This window comes from Bacillus sp. TCT6 (assembly GCF_056033845.1).
Genome location: NZ_JBVYHX010000001.1, coordinates 3,235,733 through 3,255,539 on the forward strand (window position 1 = coordinate 3,235,733; position 19,807 = coordinate 3,255,539).

General features: G+C 34.3%; 17 protein-coding genes. 2 read left to right on the plus strand and 15 right to left on the minus strand.

Features of this window, described 5'->3' with window-relative positions; translation table 11 throughout:
* Positions 1-168 precede the first annotated feature (168 nt).
* The 6 genes from AC0ONG_RS16350 to AC0ONG_RS16375 form a co-directional block, all read right to left on the minus strand.
* Positions 169-1,431 carry a dicarboxylate/amino acid:cation symporter gene (locus AC0ONG_RS16350; protein WP_001216974.1) on the minus strand — a complete coding sequence of 421 codons (1,263 nt, stop codon included), beginning with the start codon at positions 1,429-1,431 and terminating at the stop codon, positions 169-171.
* A gap of 199 nt (positions 1,432-1,630) precedes the next feature.
* Complete coding sequence (locus tag AC0ONG_RS16355; RefSeq protein WP_000526731.1) at positions 1,631-2,668, minus strand: LCP family protein; 1,038 nt, start codon at positions 2,666-2,668, stop codon at positions 1,631-1,633.
* A gap of 21 nt (positions 2,669-2,689) precedes the next feature.
* Positions 2,690-3,676: a hypothetical protein gene (locus AC0ONG_RS16360; RefSeq protein WP_000376636.1), complete on the minus strand. Its 987-nt coding sequence runs from the start codon at positions 3,674-3,676 to the stop codon at positions 2,690-2,692.
* A gap of 12 nt (positions 3,677-3,688) precedes the next feature.
* Positions 3,689-4,222 (minus strand): RNA polymerase sigma factor, encoded by a 534-nt coding sequence (locus AC0ONG_RS16365; RefSeq protein WP_000864724.1) that lies wholly within the window; start codon positions 4,220-4,222, stop codon positions 3,689-3,691.
* Positions 4,223-4,417: 195 nt separating this feature from the next.
* The gene (locus AC0ONG_RS16370) at positions 4,418-5,224 is read right to left on the minus strand and encodes an ABC transporter permease subunit (protein WP_001041417.1); all 807 of its coding nucleotides are present in this window, start codon (positions 5,222-5,224) and stop codon (positions 4,418-4,420) included.
* The gene (locus tag AC0ONG_RS16375) at positions 5,217-6,110 is read right to left on the minus strand and encodes an ABC transporter ATP-binding protein (RefSeq protein ID WP_000626571.1); all 894 of its coding nucleotides are present in this window, start codon (positions 6,108-6,110) and stop codon (positions 5,217-5,219) included. Before AC0ONG_RS16375 ends, AC0ONG_RS16370 begins: the two co-directional genes overlap by 8 nt.
* Before the next feature lie 155 nt (positions 6,111-6,265).
* On the opposite strand from AC0ONG_RS16375, the gene AC0ONG_RS16380 reads away from it, so the two are divergent.
* On the plus strand, positions 6,266-6,868 hold the full coding sequence (locus tag AC0ONG_RS16380) for a TetR/AcrR family transcriptional regulator (RefSeq protein WP_003279377.1): 603 nt from the start codon (positions 6,266-6,268) through the stop codon (positions 6,866-6,868).
* 92 nt (positions 6,869-6,960) lie between these two features.
* Here the strand turns inward: AC0ONG_RS16380 and AC0ONG_RS16385 are convergent, their stop codons facing one another.
* On the minus strand, positions 6,961-7,929 hold the full coding sequence (locus tag AC0ONG_RS16385; protein WP_000187492.1) for a helix-turn-helix transcriptional regulator: 969 nt from the start codon (positions 7,927-7,929) through the stop codon (positions 6,961-6,963).
* Positions 7,930-7,988: 59 nt separating this feature from the next.
* On the opposite strand from AC0ONG_RS16385, the gene AC0ONG_RS16390 reads away from it, so the two are divergent.
* Complete coding sequence (locus tag AC0ONG_RS16390) at positions 7,989-8,432, plus strand: VOC family protein (RefSeq protein WP_000171339.1); 444 nt, start codon at positions 7,989-7,991, stop codon at positions 8,430-8,432.
* A gap of 56 nt (positions 8,433-8,488) precedes the next feature.
* Here the strand turns inward: AC0ONG_RS16390 and AC0ONG_RS16395 are convergent, their stop codons facing one another.
* The 8 genes from AC0ONG_RS16395 to AC0ONG_RS16430 form a co-directional block, all read right to left on the minus strand.
* On the minus strand, positions 8,489-9,520 hold the full coding sequence (locus AC0ONG_RS16395; RefSeq protein WP_000719767.1) for an oxidoreductase: 1,032 nt from the start codon (positions 9,518-9,520) through the stop codon (positions 8,489-8,491).
* A gap of 406 nt (positions 9,521-9,926) precedes the next feature.
* On the minus strand, positions 9,927-12,350 hold the full coding sequence (gene parC, locus AC0ONG_RS16400; protein WP_001147460.1) for a DNA topoisomerase IV subunit A: 2,424 nt from the start codon (positions 12,348-12,350) through the stop codon (positions 9,927-9,929).
* A gap of 1 nt (position 12,351) precedes the next feature.
* Positions 12,352-14,316, minus strand: a complete 1,965-nt coding sequence (gene parE / locus AC0ONG_RS16405; protein ID WP_001062195.1) for a DNA topoisomerase IV subunit B — start codon at positions 14,314-14,316, stop codon at positions 12,352-12,354.
* A gap of 375 nt (positions 14,317-14,691) precedes the next feature.
* A complete protein-coding gene (locus AC0ONG_RS16410) occupies positions 14,692-15,105 on the minus strand; it encodes a CoA-binding protein (RefSeq protein ID WP_000151394.1) in 414 nt (137 codons plus the stop codon).
* Between the two features lie 79 nt (positions 15,106-15,184).
* On the minus strand, positions 15,185-16,426 hold the full coding sequence (locus AC0ONG_RS16415) for a S1C family serine protease (protein WP_000542642.1): 1,242 nt from the start codon (positions 16,424-16,426) through the stop codon (positions 15,185-15,187).
* Between the two features lie 203 nt (positions 16,427-16,629).
* Positions 16,630-17,307 carry a response regulator transcription factor gene (locus AC0ONG_RS16420; protein WP_001044679.1) on the minus strand — a complete coding sequence of 226 codons (678 nt, stop codon included), beginning with the start codon at positions 17,305-17,307 and terminating at the stop codon, positions 16,630-16,632.
* 18 nt (positions 17,308-17,325) lie between these two features.
* Complete coding sequence (gene nrdG, locus AC0ONG_RS16425) at positions 17,326-17,778, minus strand: anaerobic ribonucleoside-triphosphate reductase activating protein (protein ID WP_000867079.1); 453 nt, start codon at positions 17,776-17,778, stop codon at positions 17,326-17,328.
* Complete coding sequence (locus tag AC0ONG_RS16430; protein ID WP_000940082.1) at positions 17,775-19,631, minus strand: anaerobic ribonucleoside triphosphate reductase; 1,857 nt, start codon at positions 19,629-19,631, stop codon at positions 17,775-17,777. The genes nrdG and AC0ONG_RS16430 overlap by 4 nt, the downstream gene beginning before the upstream one ends.
* Positions 19,632-19,807 lie beyond the last annotated feature (176 nt).

Here is a 19,807-nt window from a genome sequence, read left to right on the forward strand (position 1 = left end):
AATTCCATATGATCTTCAAATTCTATTTCTCTTTCATATAAATGTACCACTTTAATGGTATTTATCATATTTACACATTAAATATCTATGAGCTCTTGTTAATAAATAATGTATATTTTTAGAAACTCCTTTCCTACAAAAATAAAAAAAGTCAGCAAAACTGACTTTTTACCCGGCTATTTTTTCTCTTTTCATTTCCTCTATTACTTTCGTATACTTCTCATCATCAAATTCATTTTCACTTTTTGCAACAACTACAGTTGCAATACCGTTACCAATTAAATTAACGATAGCACGTGCTTCTGACATGAAACGATCTACACCAAGTAATAGCGCTAAACCTTCTAATGGGATAACATTCATTGCAGATAAAGTAGATGCTAGCACAATAAAACCTCCACCAGTTACTGCTGCTGCACCTTTAGATGTAACTAATAAAATAGCTATTATAGTTAATTGTTGACCTAGTGAAAGATCGACATGAAAGACTTGAGCTAAAAATATAGTAGCCATCGATAAATAAATTGTCGTTCCATCTAAATTAAATGAGTATCCTGTCGGAATGACTAAACCTACTACTGGCTTCGAACATCCCAAGTCTTCCATCTTTGTCATCATTCGCGGCAGTACTGATTCTGATGACGATGTCCCGAGAACAATGAGTAATTCTTCTTTAATGTGAGCTAAATATTTCCACAAACTAAATTTGTACAGTTTACAAATAAAATTTAAAACAATAAAAACAAATAATGCCATTGTCGCATATACACAAATCATTAATTTGCCAAGTGGTATGAGCGTGCTTAAACCATACTTCCCAATTGTAAATGCCATCCCACCGAATGCTCCAACCGGTGCTAATTTCATTACAATTGATAAAATGTTAAAAAATACTTTCGATAATCTTTCAAAAAAGTCAATAACCGGTTGTCCATTTTTCCCTAACATCGTTAACCCTGCGCCGAATAAAATGGAGAAGAACAGAACTTGTAAAATATCACCTTTGGCGAATGCTTCAAACATGTTAGACGGCACGATATGTAAAAAGAAATCCATCCATTTCATTTCTTGTCCGCTTTGTACATATTGCGAAACATCTCCGCCCTTTAGTTTTGAGGGATCTAATCCGTCTCCGGGACGCACAACATTCGCTACGATGATACCAATAATTAAAGCCGCTGTTGTAACAATTTCAAAATATAATAGTGCCTTCCCACCAACACGGCCTACCTTTTTCATACTTCCCATACTTGCAATACCGAGCACAATTGTTAAAAAGATAATCGGTGCAATAACCATTTTAATCATATTGATGAATGTTTCACCAATTGGCTTCATTTGTTGTCCAACACTCGGCCAAATTGCCCCTACTGCAATACCACAAATAATGGCCACAATAACTTGGAATGTTAAATTCTTTGCAATTCTCATTTTTGCTACTCCCCTGTATTTTCATTTCTCCCAAACTATGTTAAGCAATAACATTTATTCTATGTGATAGCCCCCTTGCTATTTAACTTAAACCACAATTTTATGTTACACTATTATCTTTAATTTGAAAATAGTATATAACATTTAAAAATAAATGACATACTATTATACACAATAAAAAGCAGACATTACGTCTGCTTTAATTCTCCTCAATTTGCTTTTCACTTAACCCTAGATGTGTTCTAAGAGTATTACTCAAACTCTGCAAATCTTTTTTATTAGGATTATAATAATATACACGTTGCCCATTTGGACCATTAGGTAAATATAAATCATCACCAGCTAGTTGTATTTTTTCAACTGAACCGTTTAAACCGTATTTATAAAAAGATAAAATATCATCCATTACTAAGTTTGTTTTAAAATCGTCGTCAACTGCCTCAACTATTTTTTCTAGCTTCGTAATCGATCCTACACTTTTTAATTTACTTAAAATCGATTCAATAACAAGTTGTTGCCTCTGCCCTCTCATCGCATCACTATCAATATGGCGCGTTCTTGCTAGTGCAAGTGCTTCTTCCCCATTTAATTTTTGCAATCCTTTTTTCAAATGAATCGCATCAGGTTCATCTTTACTATTTTGCTCCGTAAATTCAACTGGGACATCTACTTCAATACCATCTAACCCATCAACAATTTTAGTAAAGGAACCAAAATTAAATTTCACAAAATAATCAACGGGCACCTGTAACAATTTTTCTACCGCTTCCACAGAAGCTTGCGGTCCTCCATCTTTACCATTTTTAACGAAACCACTTCCATATGCATGGGTTATTTTATCTTTTTTCTTTTCAACTGGAACGTATGTATATGTATCACGCGGTATGCTCGTTAATTTCACTGTTTTATCGTCTTTATTAAAAGTCGCTAACAATAATGCATCTGTATGAAATGCACCATTATACTCCTTTTGTCGTTCTTGATTTTCATCAATTCCCATAATTAAAAGTGAAACATGATTTGCAATTGGCTTTACAGATTTCTCACGTAAATTGGATTTTTCACCTCGTGCTAAATTCAAATTAGATTTTTGTACGAGACTAGAAGTTTTCATATATACATAGGCTCCATAGCCAATTCCACCAAATAGCAATACCGCTAGTAGTAAACTTATTATCGTTTTCTTTTTATATTTTTGCTTATTTTTCTCTTCCCTTAAAGATGAATGATTCCCCATTTACTCTCCTCCTGTTTCTATTCATCCAATATGTTTTTCATATTTAGCGCTATCCTTTTGAAACATACTTTCTTTCAATCCCTTATCTATTTGTATCCATTCTGTCGTAAGTGAATATTGAATCAAGCCTTCTTGAAAACTAAGAAATTTCAACATAATCCCTGTATTTTTCTCCACAACCATTTCGAATTTCCCTCTTAAATCTTCAGAGGTGCTAACAGGCATCTCTATATTGATGACTCCTTCAATTTTGTAACAATCTAATCCAAGATATTTCGTTTCTTTATAATTCCAATCTTTATATCGAATTAACAAATCTGCGAATTCTGATTGAATACTATATTTCGCTAGTCCTACATATTCATCATCATATCGCTTTTTTTCACCTGATTTTCTCAATAACCTTTCCGTAGGATTTAACTTTAATAATTCATTGTTTCTTTCTTTCGGGTTCCATTTTGTCTCTTTATAGGTATACTTCTCATCATCAAACTCTTTTTTCTTGCCCTCGTTATATATAATTGTTCGTTTTTTCGCTAGTTTATCTTCTTTCGAAGAGATACCTCTTTGTTTTTCCGTATCAATTGCATACTTATATGTTGTAGCAATTCTTGATGAGCTAGAATATTCCTCAAATTGTCCTGAACTATTTTTAAAATAATCAATAGAATCTAGCATCTTTTGATGAATCTTTTCTTTATCTGGATAATGTACATTTGATTTTATTTCTTCTTCATTTTCATAATCAGAAAACGCTTTTTTCTTTACATATTCAAATACTCCACCGTTTTGCGCGAAACTTTGTATAGAAAACTCAGACATAGATACCACTGAAAGTATACAAACCGCTGCACTAATTATCATCATATGGATTTTGTAACTCTTCTTTTTTACCTGAAGATTATGTAGTGTACCATTAATCTTCTCATTTAACTCTGGAGGTACTATAACATTTTCATTTTTTATTCTCTTTTTTAATTTCTCATCAAATAATTTTTCACTATCCACCCTTTACACCCCCTATTCCATCTTTAATCGTTTTTGTAGTTGTTCCCTCGCACGCGATAATCTTGATTTCACTGTTCCTTTCGGTATTTCTAACAGCTTCGCAATACTATCTTGATTCATATCTTCATAGTAATAAAGCACCGTAACAGCTCTTAATTCTTCATGTAACGATTGAATCGCATTATACAAATCTATATCTTCATACTGATCACACGCACTCATATTGTAATCATTCTCTTCTGTCACAATTACATTTTTATACGCTCTAATAATATTGTTACACTCATTCATTAAAATTCGAATTAACCAAGTTTGAAAAAACTCTTCTTTTTTTAGTTTTTTTATATTTTCATAAGCTTTTAAAATTGTTGTCTGTATCGCGTCCTCTATATTTGTCTCATCACGTAACATCGCCTTTGCTATTCGATACATCTTCACTTTTTCTGTATGTATAAGCGTTATAAAGGCTTCATGATCGCCTTTTTTCGCTAAAGAAACATCGGTTTCTTCTTTTATAATCATTTTATATAAAGGGATTACTTTCACAATTGCTCCTCCTGTTTCATCCTCACTTCAAATTTAACTTTACATGTATTAGACGTAGGAACCTAGGAAAAGGTTCATTTTTTTGAATATTTTTGTAAATAAAAAGACAAATATCCTTTATAAGTGTTATGTAATAAACATACTAGATTTAATTTACAAATAAAAAAAGCCCACTTTCTCAGTGGACTTTCTACTTTACAACGGTAAATCCCTCTTCTTAAAAACTACAATTGCTACTATGAAAATACAAAGTGCTCCAGCAGTTAAACCTATACTTACCGGCCATATATTATACGTTCCTTCAGCAATTTCTTTCGGATGAAACAGCGTGAATAATGATAGACTTCTCATCCACTCTAACTTATCACTTAATTTACCTACCATATCCAATACGAAAAATAAGATAGTTAAACTCGCTGAATAACTTAGTGCCTTTCTTTCGTCATTACATATACAAGAAAAGAAAAATGAATACGCACTAACGACTAAAAATATGAGCCCTCCGACTACATTTATCTTCAAAAATAATTCTTTATTTAAGTTATTATCTTGTAAAAACCATTCTGCACCTACTAACCCAGCTACATACGTAACAGATACAATAATCAGAAGTCCCAATATGAGAACAGCAGCTTGTGTAATAGCAATTTCCACTCTAGATACAGGTGTTGCTAACAAGTATGCCATTGCTCCTTTATCTACATGACGAGCAATTAAATGTGTTGCAACTGTTACACAAAAAATTGTTAAAATGATAATAAACAATAGACTATAGTATTCACCAGCTAAAAAATCCATTACGTTTTGAATCGGACTTTCCATACCAACGATTTTTTTCACACTATCAGGCATGGCAGCTATTAGTTCATTTAGCCCTTTCGCTGATACCATTGACGGGAATATCCAAATTAATAACCACAAATATAAAGCCGCACCAAACGCATAACTCAAAATATTTTTTTGTGTTTCTTTCAAACTAGCTAAAAATAATTGCTTATTCATGCGTTACCCCTTCTTTCTTATCGTAATAATGCATAAATAAATGTTCTAAATCCATCGCTCTCGTTTGAAGTGCCGTTACATTATAGTTTGAAATTGTTTGTAAAACAGTTTGATAGTTTCCTTGTACAATGATAGATGCCTCTCTACCTTTTACCACTTCAAATTGCAAATTACACTTTGTAAGAGATTCAATCTCTTCTTGCGATGATACGGTTACATCTATTACCTGTCGTCTCATACTTTGTAAATCGTGAATATTTTCAACCGTTACGAGTCGACCATCTTTAATAATCGCTACTCGATCACACGTACGCTCAATTTCAGTGAAAATATGTGATGACATTAGGATTGTTTTTCCTCTTTGCTTTTCCTCTAATATTAATTCTATAAATACTTGCTGCATAAGTGGATCAAGTCCAGATGTTGGTTCATCTAAAATTAACACCTCTGGATCGTGCATAAATGCAGCAACTATCCCCACTTTTTGCTTCATTCCTTTAGACATTTTGCGAATCGGTGTTTTCACATCAAATTGCAGACGATCTATCAGTTCATCTCGTCTTGTCGTATCCTTTAATCCACGCATTCCTTGCATTAATTTTAAAAACTCTAATCCGTTCATTCCTTCAATAAAAGAAATTTCACCCGGTAGATAACCAACTTCCCTTTGAATTTTCGCTGCTTCATTCCAACAATCTAATCCAAAAATTGTCGCTTTACCAGCTGTCGGTTTTATAAATCCCATTAAATTACGAATCGTCGTTGATTTCCCGGCACCATTCGGTCCTAAATAACCAAATACTTCTCCCTCTTTTACATCAAATGTAATATGAAACAAACCTTTTCCATTCGAAAACTGTTTTGTGACATCCTGAACTGAAATCATAATTCCACCTCATTTTTTGAAATATTTAATATGTGATATTTCAAAATCATTGTACTCCTCATCTTTCATATTCGCAACAACTTTTTGAAATATTTATTAGTCCATATTTCAAAATTATTGTTTTCCATTATTTTTTCTTGTATATTTTAAGTGAGGTGATTGCATTGAACGGATTTGAAAGAGTAAAAGAAAAGAAAAAACGTGCCATTAAAGAAGCAGCATTCGTATTATTTTCAGAACGTGGATTTAATGAAGTGAAAATAGAACATATCGCAAAAGAAGCGAACGTTTCTCAAGTTACAATTTATAATCATTTCGGAAGTAAAGATGCGTTATTTAGGGAGCTTATACAAGAATTTATCATATCTGAATTTCAATATTATAAAGAGCTTGCAGAAGAAAAATTACCTTTTCATGATATGATGCAAAAAATGATTGTAAGAAAAATGAATACTGGCGGGTTATTTCAACCTGATATGTTACTACAAATAATGCAAAGGGACGAAGAACTCCGGAAGTTTATTTATAGTTATCAAAATGAAAAAATCCTGCCCTGGTATTTAGAAATATTAGAACGAGCGCAGCGCAAAAACGAAATTAATCCTCACCTTACTAAAGAAATGATGTTACTTTACATTCAAATGTTTACAAAATTAGGTGATGAATTTGGAGCACAACTTCTTGAAGGAGATCGTGAAAAACATATACAAGATATCGTTACGATGTTCTTTTATGGACTCTCCGTCCCAGAAAAATAATTTTTCTAAAGAACAAATAGAATTACCAAAAAGCCCTTTGGATATTTAAATCGCAAGGGCTTTTTCATATCAAAAAATGTCTAAAACTAACTTTATCTTAAAGAAGTTAAATGCTTCTTTATAGATAACACCTTATTATAGATTAACTCTTTTAGCATAACAGGCTGAATTGAAATAATCGTTTCACCGAAATTCAGAAAATAATTTGAAATAAAATCAAATTCTTGCTTGTTAAAATAGCCTGTTATAATGTAATTTTCATTTTCCTTTTGCATCCTCATGGAAGGGTAATTCTCTTTATCAAAAATGTCTTTTCCTTTTTGATTAACAATGACGCTAAAATTAATTGCATCCGGCTTTCTGTGAAAAGTAGTAAGATAACTTAATAATTCTTCAAGATTTTTTGGATTAATATTGCTCGTTTCCACAATAGAAAGAATTTTATCACATCTAATTATTTGAACATTATTCGTCTCAAAATTAAAGATTTTAGCATACCACTGGCCAAATTTAGATTCTATTCGAATAAATTGGGCAACCAATGCTTTCTCCTCACCTTTTTTTAAATATGTTAAATGATAAACTCGCTCAGCAAAAATCCCCTGTAAAATTTCTTTTAAGAACGGACTAAAATTACTATGATTTGTTACTTCAAAGGAAAGCGTTCGTTCCATAATTGAAATATTTTTACTCGCATTATCAGGTAATACATGTTTAAATTTATTTTCAAGCGCAATACTTTCTACATTAAATGGTTTTGTCTTGTATCCATTTAGCGTAAGAATTGAAAAATATAAGGCATACATTTCATCCACACTAAAATAAATTGGCGATAAAACACTATTTTCTATAATTTTATAACTTCCATTTCTACCCAATTCAGAATATATGGGTACACCTATTTCTTCCAATGATTGAATATCTCGCAAAGCGGTACTTTTAGAAATATCATATCTAACCATTAAATCTTTTAAATTAAAATATCTTTTATTATTTAAGAAAATAAGCATATCATTTATTCGTTCCGTTTTTTTCATATTTCCCTCCCAAAAAGGTGTCATGTATTGAAACCCTTTTAATCTATATTATAATTATCAACTAATAAAGGAGTTATATATTTATGACATTAGAAATAGCTATTTTTCTTTCAATGAATGGGCAAGCAAAGGAGGCAATTAACTTTTATACACGTCATTTAGAAGCCAAAAAGTTAATGGTTGTTACGTATGAAGAACTGGCGAAAAAAGATAGTTCTTTTAAAATTAAAAGTGAAAATAAAGATCATATTGCTCACTCTGTTTTACAAATTGGGAATACAAAGCTAATGATAGCAGAAGATACAATGAAGCCTAATGAACGTTATAACGTTGGAAATAACATGTCACTTTGCATTCAAAGCGCTAATTTAGAAGAAATACAAAGGTTTTATAATAATTTAATTTCCGATAAGCATGTGAAAATAATCTCTCCCCTAGAAAAAAATATATTTAGTGAAGCATATGGTATTATTGAAGATCCTTATGGCATACAAATCCAATTAATGTATGATAAACGACTAAACTAAATAATTAATCATATTCACATATTCCTAATAAAAAAGACACGAATTTCGTGTCTTTTTTATTTTATAGAAATGACTCTACCCTTTTCACTGCTTTCAATCGCTAATTGAATCAGTTTAATAACATCTAAGCCTTCTTTTGCTGTTACAGGTAGTTTCTCACCATTTAATATACTATCTCGTACACCTTTATAATAATTGTCATAACAACCGACTTCTGTTGGAATGTGCTCTAAGCTTTCTTCTGTTTCTAAAGTAGCAAAATTCTCTTCATCATCTACTCCATAACCATTATCACCTGGCTTCATTCCATTTTTTAATTGCTCTTCCTGCGAATCCATACCGTACTTCACGATAGAACCTTTCTCTCCATGCACTATAAAATGCGGTCCAGCTTTTTTCACATAACTGCTACTACGTAAAATGACACGTTTAGCTCCGTAATGCAGTACTATGTGGAAATAATCATCCACCTCTGCACCTGGTCGTTGTTTTATTACATCTGCACTTATCGCATCTGGTTTCCCAAATATTGATAACGCTTGGTCAATTAAATGCGATCCTAAATCGTATAATATACCGGAACCTGGTAGATTTTTTTCTCTCCATCGATCACGCACATGTGGACGGAAACGATCAAAATTTGATTCATATGCGTATACATTCCCTACTCTGTTTTCTCCTAACAATTTCTTAATTGTTAAGAAATCATTATCAAAACGACGATTATGATATACGCTTAACATTACATTATGCTGCTCTGCTAATGAAATAAGCTCTTCCCCTTCTTCAATTGAAACAACAAATGGTTTTTCTACAACAACATGCTTACCGTTTAAAATTGCTTCTTTTACATATGGAAAATGAGTTGTATTAGGTGATGTAATAACAACTAAGTCAACATCAGCTCGCTTCACCAATTCATCAATTGTACTAACAACATTAGCGTTTGGTAATGTTTCTTTTACTACCTCTTCTTTTGAGGATAATACAGCACGAATATCATATTCTTCTATTGTTTGTAATAGTGGGATATGAAATGTCGTACTAGAAAAACCAAATCCTACAATCCCTACACCTATTTTTTTCATGTTGCCCCTCCATTTGTCCAGCTTTAACGGGCAGTAAGATTCCTAACTCAAAATCCAGCGAAAGCTAAGAAATTAGGTGAGGAGTCAACTGCTCGTTAAAGCCCGATTGGTTCAACTAATAATCAGTGGGGATAAAGAAAATCCCCATTGATTAAAGTTTCGCTTTATGAGAACGATTTCATCCAGTTATTATAACAAGATTATTATTATTTACATAATAAATTGCCTAGAAAAAAGCATCTTGCTACTATTCATAGCAAGATGTTTTTTTTAACCCGATTGAACGGGCAGTAAGGCTCCCGACCGCGAAGGAGTTAGATGGGAGACCAACTGCCCGTTAAAGTCCGATTGGTTCAACTAATAATCAGTGGGGATGAACAAAATCCCCACTGATTATAGTTTCACTTTACTCCGGTCGTTTTTTCGTCCACGTTTCTACTACTTCACCAGTATCATTAACATCTAGCACTAGGCTACCATTACTATACCGGTCTTTATTTCGATACGCTTTCGGATCAATCTCTTCTACAATATTTTTCTCTGTCTTCATATAAACTAATTCATCGTCCCGAACAATTTCAATACCGACAATGCGGTATGGATTACGTTTTAACTCTTTGAAAATAACAAGACCTCGTTTCGCCCTCGTTGATTTCTCAATTTCTGATGCTTTTAGACGTTTTACAGCACCGCGCTGCGTTACGAGAATAAGTTGATCTTTGTCACCATTTAACGGTTTACCAGAAGCGACATAGTCATCTTCTTTTAAATTAATTGCTTTCACACCAGCAGCTCTTACACCGACTGGACTTACTTCATCTTCATGGAAAATAAGTGCATATGCACCATGTGTAGCAAGAACGATATCACTCGTTCCATCTGTCGCAAATATATCGACAACTTCATCACCTTTTTTCAAGTTTACAGCAACGAATGCCCTTGAATAACGCTGAACTTTATATTGATTTAATTCTGTTTTCTTTATCATACCATTTCGTGTTACAAATACGATAAATCGTTTTTCTTCCTCAAAGTTCGGTACAACCGTTACCCAAATGATCGTTTCATCTCGGTCGAGTGAAACGATATTTGCAACGTGCTGACCTAAATCTTTCCAACGAATATCTGGCATTTCGTATACTGGAAGATATATATAGTTCCCTTTACTTGTGAATAAAAGAACTGTTTCAGTCGTATTCGTATCGAATCGTTCAAGTAAGATGTCACCCTCTTTCATACCGAAGTCTTTGCCGTTTGATGCATTATGTGAGCGCCATCCAGTACGTTTCACATATCCTTCTTTCGTTACAGTAACGATGACATCTTCTTGTGGAATCATCACTTCTACGTCTATTTTAATTTCTTCAATTTGTTCTTCAATAATAGCACGGCGATCATCACTATATGTTTTCTTAACTCTCTTCAAATCAGTTTTAATGACTTGAAGTAATCTTTTTTCACTTTGTAAAATTGACTGTAGCTCTAGAATTTTCTTATTAAGCTCATCTGCTTCTTCTTGTAACGCCGTAATGTCTGTATTCGTTAAGCGATATAATTGCAAGGATACAATTGCTTCTGCTTGTGCTTCTGTAAAGCCAAATTTTGCACTTAAATTATCTTTCGCATTACGTTTATCTTTTGAAGCTCGAATTGTCTCGATTACTTGGTCTAAAATCGATAATGCCTTCTTTAAACCTTCTACAATATGTTGACGATTTTCTGCTTTTCTTAATTCATATTGTGAACGTCTCGTAATAACCTCTTTTTGATGTCCAATATAAGCATCCAAAATTTTCGGTAATGTCATAAGTGTTGGACGGCGATTATTGATCGCTACCATATTAAAGTTATATGGAATTTGTAAATCTGTATTTTTATATAAATAATTTAAAATACCTTCGGCGTTTACTTCTTTCTTTAATTCAACAACGATTCGTAAACCAGTACGATCCGTCTCATCACGTACTTCAGCAATGCCATCTAACTTTTTATCTAGACGTAATTCATCCATTTTCTTTACAAGGTTTGCCTTATTCACTTCGTAAGGAATTTCAGTGATTACAATTTGTTGTTTCCCACCGCGCACTGTTTCAATTTCTGCTTTTCCGCGAATAATAATTTTACCTTTTCCTGTTTCATACGCCTTTTTAATACCATCAATCCCTTGAATAATACCGCCTGTTGGGAAATCTGGTCCTTTCATAACTGTTAATAAATCATCAACAGTACTATTTGGCTTATCAATACGCATCATTGTAGCGTCAATAACTTCTCCAAGATGATGCGGAGGAATTTCTGTTGCATAACCAGCGGAAATTCCTGTAGATCCGTTTACTAATAAATTCGGGAACGCTGCTGGTAATACAACCGGTTCTTCACTCGTATCATCAAAGTTTGACACGAATTCAACTGTTTCTTTATCAAGATCACGTAATAATTCAGATGCGATTGGTGATAAACGAGCTTCCGTATAACGCATCGCTGCCGCTGGGTCCCCATCAACACTACCGTTATTACCATGCATTTCAACTAAAACATTACGTACTTTCCAAGTTTGGCTTAAGCGAACCATTGCTTCATATACAGAGGAATCTCCATGTGGATGATAATTACCAATAACATTACCTACTGTTTTAGCTGATTTACGAAACGCTTTATCATGTACATTACCTTCTACATACATAGAATATAAAATACGTCTTTGTACTGGCTTTAAGCCATCACGTGCATCTGGAAGTGCACGATCTTGAATAATATATTTACTATAACGTGCAAAGCGGTCACCTAACACGTCTTCAAGCGGGAGGTCATGAAACTTCTCTGCTTGCATGTTATTCCACCTCCGTCTCCATAATCATTTCATTTTCTAAAATATTTCCTTCTTCTTGCATACCAAACTGTACATTACGTTCAATCCATTTACGGCGCGGTTCTACTTTATCGCCCATTAATGTTGTAACGCGACGCTCTGCTCTTGCTGCATCATCAATTTTCACGCGAATTAATGTACGCGTTTCAGGATTCATTGTTGTTTCCCATAATTGATCCGCATTCATTTCACCAAGTCCTTTATAACGTTGTAACATATAGCCTTTGCCAACTTTTTTCGTTACACCGTCTAATTCCTCATCTGACCAAGCGTATTCAATTACCTCACTCTTACCTTTCCCTTTACTTACCTTGTATAAAGGAGGAAGTGCGATAAACACTTTACCGGCTTCGATAAGTGGCTTCATATATCTGTAGAAGAACGTTAATAACAATACTTGAATATGAGCTCCATCCGTATCTGCATCGGTCATAATAACAACTTTATCGTAGTTAATATCTTCAACAGCGAATTCATTTCCTACACCGCCGCCAATTGCATAAATAATTGTATTAATCTCTTCATTCTTAAAAATATCAGCAAGCTTTGCTTTCTCCGTATTAATTACTTTACCACGCAATGGTAGTACCGCCTGAAAACGACGATCTCGCCCTTGCTTTGCTGAACCGCCAGCCGAGTCACCCTCTACTAAATACAATTCGTTTTTCTGAGGGTTACGTGATTGTGCAGGTGTTAACTTCCCGCTTAAAGTACCTTCTGATTTTTTCTTTTTCTTACCACTACGTGCTTCTTCTCTCGCTTTACGAGCAGCCTCACGTGCTTGCGCTGCTTTAACTGCCTTTCTCACAAGAAGTGTAGCTACATCCGGGTTTTCCTCTAAAAAGTAAGCTAGATGCTCTGATACAATGGCATCAATAGAAGAACGAGCTTCACTTGTACCAAGTTTCCCTTTCGTTTGTCCTTCAAACTGCAGTACTTCTTCTGGTACACGTACAGAAACGATAGCCGCTACACCTTCACGAATATCTGTACCTTCTAAATTTTTATCTTTTTCTTTTAATAATGAAACTTTACGAGCATACTCATTGAACACACGCGTCATTGCTGTTTTAAATCCAGCTTCGTGTGTTCCACCATCTTTTGTACGTACGTTATTTACAAACGAAAGAATATTTTCTGAGTAACCATCATTAAACTGGAATGCTAGTTCTGCTTCAATCCCGTTTTGTTCACCAGTGAAATATACAACCGGGTGAATTGAATCTTTTTCTTCGTTTAAATATGAAACGAAAGCTTCAATTCCTGTTTCATAATGAAATATATCTTCTAAATCATTACGTTCGTCTTTTATTGAGATTTTCATTCCTTTTAATAAGAATGCAGATTCACGTAATCTCTCACATAATGTTTCATAATTGTAATTTGTCGTACTAAAAATCGTTGTATCTGGTTTGAAATGCATTGTTGTACCAGACTCTTTTGTTTTCCCGATTTTCTCTAACGTTGTTGCAGGAACGCCACCATTTTCAAAGCGTTGTTCATAAATGTTACCATCACGTTTAATTGTTACTACTAACCATTCTGACAAGGCGTTTACAACTGATGCCCCAACACCGTGTAAACCACCACTCGTTTTATAGCCACCTTGACCAAACTTACCACCTGCATGAAGTACAGTTAAAATAACTTCAGGTGTAGGTTTCCCAAGTTTATGCATTCCCGTAGGCATTCCTCGCCCTTTATCTATAACGCTAATACTATTATCTTTATGTATTACGACAGAAATTTCGTCGCCAAATCCCGCTAACGCCTCGTCAACGGAGTTATCTACTATTTCATATACTAAATGATGCAATCCACGGCTATCCGTACTCCCGATATACATACCCGGGCGTTTTCGAACGGCTTCAAGTCCTTCTAACACTTGAATCGCATCTTCATTATATTGGAACTGATGCTTCGCCAAACTCCTTGCCCCTTTCCTAATCCAAAATCAGAACATATGTTTCTATTATAGAATAACGCCTCGACTATAGTTTTGGCAAGTTATCTTATCTCTTTTATATACCATTTTCAATAGAAAAATCCTTGTTTTCTCACAAGGATTCCTCTAGGCTACTATTTCAGAAAAATAATCGTTTGTCAACGAGAAATGGATATGTATTCCAAGATTACACATTCCAAACCTTTATTATGATCCAAATGATCAAAATCCAAAATGGGATTACAAATAACAATCCCCAAAAACAGCCTTTAAAAAATCTCATGATGAACACCTCGTTCATCGGCCCTACTTATCTATAATGAGGGCTGAATCAATCTTTCTAACTTTAAGTCTATACTATTTTGTCATCGCATGTTCTACTTTAATACAACGATCCATTATTACAGTATAGTCTTTTTCTTTTAAAAGTTTATATGTATCTTCATCTTGTACTCCTAATTGTGCCCAAAAAACATCTGCATCAATCTCGACAAATTCTTTTGCAACATCCATTAAAAACTCTGAGCGACGAAATACATTTACAATGTCAACGTGTTCCTTAATATCCTTTAGTGAAGAAACTGCCTTTTCTCCAAGCACCTCATTTACTGTTGGATTAACTGGAATAATGCGGTATCCAGCATCTTGCATTGCTTTTGAAACCATATACGATGTACGTTCTGGCTTATCTGATAATCCAACAACCGCAATTGTTTTGCTTTTCTTTAACACTTCACCAATTTCCGTACGAGTTGGGTTTTCAATTGTCATAATTAATCCCTCCTATTCCTTTAGTATAGCCGATAAAGAAAGTCTCTTTCAATATGAAAGAGACTTTCTTTTATTTCGATTATTGATTCTTTGTAGCTGAATTATCTGCTAAAGTAGCTGTTTTCGTCATTTTTTGACCGTTACGGTAGAATGTGACTTCTACTTTCTCGCCTACTTTTTTCTTTTCATATAAATATTTACGGAATTGAAGTGAATTTTCTACTTTTTGATCATCTAATGCTACGACAATATCATATTGCTCTAAACCAGCTTTTTCTGCCGGTGATATTGGGTAAATTTTACCTAATACAACACCATTAGTTACTTCTTTCGGTACTTTCAATTGATTGACTGCATAAGCTTGCACATCTTCTAACGAAACGACACCTACTCCAAGAGCTGGACGTTTTACTACTCCGTCTTTTTCAAGTGATTCAATAACTGGCTTTGCGATATTAATTGGAATAGCAAATCCAATTCCTTCAACTTCTTGTTGTGCAATTTTACTTGAATTAATCCCAATTATTTCACCGTTTTGGTTAAATAATGCACCACCACTGTTACCAGGATTAATCGCTGCATCTGTTTGAATAACTTGTGCTTGCCAATCTGGGCGTTTATCCCCATCAATATCAACTGGGATTTCGCGTTCTTTACTACTGATTATACCTTCCGTTACACTTCCGTCAAATCCAAGTGGGTTACCGATTGCAATCGCTTTTTCACCCGCACGAAGTTTACTTGAGTCACCTAAAGTTGCAACTTTATTTACATTAGCCCCATCAATTTCAACAACAGCTAAGTCTAACCAAGGATCTTTCCCTACTAACTTTGCATCTACCTTTTTACCATCACTTAGCTTTACAGCAAGTTTATTCGCTCCATCTACTACGTGGTTGTTTGTTACAATATATGCTTTATTTCCTGCTTTTTTATAAATAACACCTGATCCTGAACCAGCTTGTTGTTCTTGACCTGTCGGTTGCATTGCAAATGGATCAACGCTTTGTTGCATATTAATAACGCCTACAACAACATCTTTCGCTCCTTCAATCATACCAGGTAAATCAGTTTCATTTTTCGCTTTATTTACAACAGGAACTACAGTACCTTCTACTTTTGAATCCGAACTAAATGATGATACTGGTGCTCCATTATTTTGAGCCCATGGCATATATGGTGCTGCAAAACTAATCGAAACCGCTCCGACTACAGCTCCCACTAAACCTGTGAAGAAATAGCCTTTTTTACTACCTGATTTTCTCACTTCTCTCGTTTCACTATGCTCTTCATTTAAATTTGGTCCGTCGTAATATCCCATGTTTTATTTCCCCTCTCTGGTGAATTCGTATTTTCAGTATAGTCACGTTTTGTGTCCTTCTTGTGAACTCATCGTGAAATCCAATTAAAAAAATACTCCTATCTAACATTGTAGACAAGAAAAGTATTTTTTGTACATTCTACCTTCAAAAGAGAGTATAAAATTGCCATTTTCCTAGGCTAAATTACACAAATTGTTCTAGATTATTCTTCAAATTTATAACCAACTCGAATAACAGTACCGATATGCTTCGCTTTATCTCCTAACTTATTTCGAAGTTTTTTAATATGGGTATCAACCGTTCGGTCATCACCGTAATAGTCATATCCCCATAACTGGTCTAATAAATGTTGACGTGATAATACGATTCCTTTGTTCTCCATTAAATAAACGAGAAGTTCAAATTCTTTATGTGTCAATATAATTTCTTCTCCATCTACTAAAACAGTTCTAGATAGACGATTCACTTCAATTCCAGCTAAAGACATAGCATTTTCTTCCGCTACTCCTACCGCGCCATCCGCACGTTTCAATAACGTCTTTGCACGAGCTACTAACACTTTCGGACTAAATGGTTTCGTTACATACTCGTCTGCACCTAATTCGAAACCTAGCAATGTATCATCCTCATCCGAACGTGCTGTCAACATAATAATTGGTACTGCTGATTCTTTTCTAATTCGTCTACAAACAGACCATCCATCTATTTCCGGTAACATAATATCTAACATAATTAAATCAATTTCATGCTCTGCAAATAACTCTAACGCTTTCTTTCCATCTTCTGCTTCGATTACTTCAAAGCCTTCATTACGAAAATAATCACTAACAATTTCACGTAATCTTCTTTCGTCTTCAACAAGCAATACTGTTTTATTCATATAATCTATCCCGCCTTTTTACTCTTTCAATCGAATAATACGTTGATTGGAGCTTCCGCGAAATGGAAGTGTTAAATCTTTTTTCTCAATTTCAAACCTTCCATCGACTAAAACATCCCCATAATGTATCAACTCTATCATATCATTATTTTGGGAACTCTGTATCTCTTCTAACGTATAACCTGTATACATCCATAGGGTTTTTTTCAAATCTTTCACGATTTTTGCTACCTTTTTCACTTCAGCAGCTTGAAAAAATGGATCTCCACCTGAAAATGTTACATCAGTTAATGGATTACTTGCAATCTCTTTCACAATTTCTTCTACTGTCATTTCCGTTCCGTTGCAAATATTCCACGATTTCGGATTATGGCAACCGACACAACGATGCGGACAGCCCGCAAAAAACACGACTGTCCGCAATCCTTCTCCATCTACTACACTATCATGAATAATATTCATCACTTTCATTTATGTTTCACCCGATCTATCTCTTCACTACGTTTCGCACTATTCCACTTCGACATATCTCCTACAAGATAGCCTGTTATACGGCGAATTCTTTCTATATTAGCCTCATCTTCATTCCCGCAACTTGGACATTCATTTCCAATAACCCCGTGATAACTACAGCACTTACAACGGTCAACAGGATGATTAATTGAACCGTATCCAACGCCATGTTCTGCCATGGCTTGTACAATTTGTTTTAATGCCTTTTTGTTATGCATCGCTGCTCCGTCCAGTTCAATATACGTAATGTGTCCTCCATTACAGAGAGCATGGAACGGGCCTTCTAAACGGATTTTATTTATCGCTTGAATGTTATAATAAACTGGAATATGGAATGAATTCGTATAGTAATTATGGTTCGTTATACCGCTAATCACGCCAAATTCTTCTCTATCTTTTTTCACAAACTTTCCTGATAATCCTTCTGCTGGAGTTGCAATTATCGAGAAATTCAGTTGATGTTCTTCTGTCGCTTTATCCATTCTATCTCTCATAAAGGAAATAATTTCGTACCCAAGTTTCCATGATTCTTCATCTTCCCCATGATGCTTTCCTGTTAAAGCTACTAAACATTCCGCAAGACCGATAAAACCAACACTTAACGTCCCTTGTTTTAAAATCGAAGCTACGGAGTCTTCAGGCTGCAATGCTTCTCCACCACGCCATACACCTTGTGAATATAAAAACTGAAAATCTCTTGCTCGCTTCGTACATTGATACGCAAATCTTTCTAATAACTGCTTAATTCCTAAATCTAAATAGTAGTTTAGCGCTTCAAAAAATGCTTCTTTTGAACCACTAATTAACGCTAATTTCACTAAGTTGATAGACGTAAATGATAAATTCCCTCTACCAATCGCTGTTTCTTCTCCATGTATATTAGACATAACACGGGTACGACATCCCATGTAACATACTTCACTTTCTGGTCTTCCATCATAATGCACTGCATTAAACGGAGCATCTAAAAATGAAAAGTTAGGGAATAATCGCTCTGCAGTTGTCTCTAATGCTAATTCAAATAAATCGTAATTCGGATCACTTTCTTCAAAATTCACACCTTTTTTCATCTTGAAAATTTGAATCGGAAAAATTGGTGTCTCTCCTTTACCAAGTCCAGCTTGTGTTGCTTTTAATAGTTGTTTAATTAACATTCTTCCTTCTTTTGATGTATCTGTTCCGTAATTAATAGAAATAAACGGTACTTGTCCTCCGCCCCTACTATGCATACTATTCGAATTATGAACGAAAGCCTCACACGCTTGATACGTATCATTTTCCGTTTCTTTCCATGCAAATTCTTCTATTTGTTCTTTCGTAAGCGGATATGATTGTAATCGTTTTTTATGTCTCTCAATTGTTTTTCGTACATAAGGTGCTAAATCAATATCAAAGAGTGCAAACGATTGACCGCCATGCTGCATATTTTGATTCGCTTGAAAAATAATAGACGAAAGAGCCAATGCACTTTTAATGTCTTGTGGTTGTCTCATATGTCCATGTCCAGTATGAAAACCGTTAGCAAGCATTTGCGCTAACGGAATTTGCGAACAAGTCGTCGTTCCTGTCGCATAAAAATCTAAATCATGTGGATATAATATATTTTCATTTATCGCTTTTTTCACTTGATCTGACAATAAATTCTCAACAGCATAATATTTTGCACTCTCAGATGCGAATGTTCCCATTACACCCATTGGAGAGCGGCCGTCTACATTTGCATTTTCTTGCATTAAATCTTGTTCATTGCCGTGGACTATCGTCTCGAACACTTTCATTAATTCTTCTCCACGTGTATTATTTTGTAACATTTATAACCCTCCACCAATATGTTGTTGTCTTTTGATTAAAATGTTACTACATATAGTCTTGCTGTTTCTGTGAGAAATGTAACATTACTGTGAAATTTTTTTCACGAAATAATGAATTTTTCATTTACAAAAAAGAAATGTGCTCTTTACAAATGTATGGTACAATATACGGGAAA